The organism is Microbacterium sp. K35 (assembly GCF_004794375.1).
Classification (GTDB): Bacteria; Actinomycetota; Actinomycetes; order Actinomycetales; family Microbacteriaceae; genus Microbacterium; species Microbacterium sufflavum.
Genome location: NZ_SSDM01000092.1, coordinates 1 through 2107, shown reverse-complemented (window position 1 = coordinate 2107; position 2107 = coordinate 1). Strand labels below are relative to the sequence as shown.

The 2107-nt window shown below is 71.1% G+C and carries 4 protein-coding genes; 3 read left to right on the top strand and 1 reads right to left on the bottom strand.

Annotated features, from left to right (window positions below; translation table 11 throughout):
• On the top strand, nt 1-187 hold a 187-nt coding region (locus DW299_RS18825), incomplete at its 5' end, for a hypothetical protein (protein ID WP_168443059.1).
• A 52-nt stretch (nt 188-239) separates the two neighbouring features.
• On the opposite strand, the gene DW299_RS02535 is transcribed toward DW299_RS18825, so the two are convergent.
• On the bottom strand, nt 240-713 hold the full coding sequence (locus DW299_RS02535; protein WP_136029001.1) for an acyl-CoA thioesterase: 474 nt from the start codon (nt 711-713) through the stop codon (nt 240-242).
• Nucleotides 714-850: 137 nt separating this feature from the next.
• Between DW299_RS02535 and DW299_RS02530 the strand changes: the two genes are divergently transcribed.
• A complete protein-coding gene (locus tag DW299_RS02530; RefSeq protein ID WP_136035530.1) occupies nt 851-1465 on the top strand; it encodes a ClpP family protease in 615 nt (204 codons plus the stop codon).
• A complete protein-coding gene (locus DW299_RS02525; protein WP_136035529.1) occupies nt 1462-2058 on the top strand; it encodes a ClpP family protease in 597 nt (198 codons plus the stop codon). The genes DW299_RS02530 and DW299_RS02525 overlap by 4 nt, the downstream gene beginning before the upstream one ends.
• Nucleotides 2059-2107 lie beyond the last annotated feature (49 nt).

Below are 2107 nucleotides of genomic sequence, written 5' to 3'. Positions count from 1 at the left end.
GGCCGACCTCGCCTCCGGCAACGGGCGCATCGCCGACGGCTCCGGCACGCTCGCCACCGCCACCGCGGGCGCCGCGCCGTCGATGCTCCCGTGGATCCTCGGGGTCGCGCTCGCCGGGCTCATCGCGATCGGGTTCTGGGTGGGGCACCGGATCACCCACCGCCGCGCGCTCGCCCTGGCCGCCTGACCCCTGACCCCTTCTCTTCTGAGCGGACGCCGTTCCCCCCGGCGGCGTCCGCTCAGAGCTTCGGCAGCCGGACCGTCCCGGTGGCGATGCGCTCCGTGGGCATGCGATCGCGGTTGTAGGTGATCTCGCGATAGCCGTGCGGGGTCGGCATCCCGTCCTCGTCCAGGCTCACGAACACGATCTCGTCGATCGTGAGGATGCGCTTGCGGGTGATCATGTTGCGGGCGACCGCGCGCATCGTCAGCGACGTGGTGCCGAACCGCGTGGCCTGCAGGCCGATCTCGATCAGGTCGCCCTGCACCGCCGACGCCTCGAACGTGATCGCGGAGATGTGCTTCGTCACGGCGCGGTAGTTGCCCAGCTGCACGATCGCGTAGATCGCCGCCTCTTCATCGATCCACTTCAGCAGGCTGCCGCCGAACAGCGTGCCGTTCGCGTTGAGGTCTTCGGGGCGCACCCACTTGCGGGTGCGGAAGTTGATCCCGTCTTCCGACCACTGCCATTCCGGTGCCTTCTGTCTCGCCATGTGCTCGAGGCTAGGAGCGTCGTGAGTCGGGGGTGTTACGCGCGGCTTTCGGGCAGCGCACACGTCCTCCGCCCACGGCGGATCCGCCCACGGCGGAGACCGACCCACCGGCTCCCGGAGCGGCGGAGGCTGGGGTCATGAGCGACGAGAAACCCATACCCCAGTTCAGCCAGGAAGCCCGGCGCGCGCTCTTCCACGAGCGCGTGCTCGTGCTCGACGGCGCCCTCGACGACGACAACGGCACGCTGCTGATGACGCAGCTGCTCAGCCTCTCGGCAGAAGACCCCGTCGCCGACATCGCCCTGTGGATCCACTCTCCCGGCGGGTCTGTGCCGTCGATGCTCGCGATCCGCGACCTCATGCGGCTCGTGCCCAACGACGTCTCGACCCTCGCGCTCGGCCTCGCGTGCAGCGCCGGACAGTTCCTGCTGTCGGCTGGCACACCGGGCAAGCGTCGGGCGCTGCCGCACGCGCGCATCCTCATGCATCAGGGCTCAGCGGGAATCGGCGGATCCGCGGTCGAGATCGAAGCGCAGGCGGACGACCTCCGTCGCATGCGCGACACCGTGCTCGGACTCATCGCCCACGACACCGGTCAGCCCGTGGAGCGGATCTTCGAGGACTCCCTGCACGACCGCTGGTACACCGCCACGCAGGCGCAGGAGTACGGCTTCATCGACCGGATCGTGGAGTCGACGGCCGACATCATGCCGCGACGCCGCGCGCGCGTGGGACTGGGGGCGGACGCATGAGCAGCTACACGATCCCCAACGTGATCGCCCAGCACCCCCGCGGCGAGCGGGTCATGGACGTGTACTCGCACCTGCTGGCCGAACGCGTCACCTACCTCGGCACCGGCATCGACGCAGGCGTGGCGAACGCGCTCATCGCACAGCTGCTGCACCTCGACGCCGACAGCCCCGACTCCGCGGTGCAGTTCTACATCAACAGCGAGGGCGGCGATCCCGGGGCGGCGCTCGCGATCTACGACACGATGCAGCACATCCGTCCCCGCATCGCCACGACCTGCGTCGGCCAGGCCATCGGTCCGGCGGCGCTGCTCGTCGCGGCAGGGGCGCCGGGGGAGCGGGCCGCTCTCGCGCACGCGCGCATCGTGCTGCATCAGCCCGCCGGGCAGTCGCGGGGTGCGATCCCCGACCTCATCCTCGCGGCCGACGAGGTGGTGCGGGTGCGGTCCGACATGGAGGCGATCCTGGCCAGGCACAGCGGTCGCACCCTCGAGGAGCTCCGCGTCGACACCGACCGCGACCGGGTGTTCACGGCCGTGGCGGCGAAGGAGTACGGCCTGATCGACACCGTGCTCGGGCCGCGCGACGCGGGGTGACGCCCGGACCCGGGGCCGGCGCCGCGGTGCCGCGTCGGCCCCGGGGCTC

Bases quoted from the DNA above. Each gene is read 5' to 3' on its own strand.
- DW299_RS02535 (WP_136029001.1), bottom strand. From the start codon at position 713: ATGGCGAGACAGAAGGCACCGGAATGGCAGTGGTCGGAAGACGGGATC.
- DW299_RS02530 (WP_136035530.1), top strand. From the start codon at position 851: ATGAGCGACGAGAAACCCATACCCCAGTTCAGCCAGGAAGCCCGGCGC.
- DW299_RS02525 (WP_136035529.1), top strand. From the start codon at position 1,462: ATGAGCAGCTACACGATCCCCAACGTGATCGCCCAGCACCCCCGCGGC.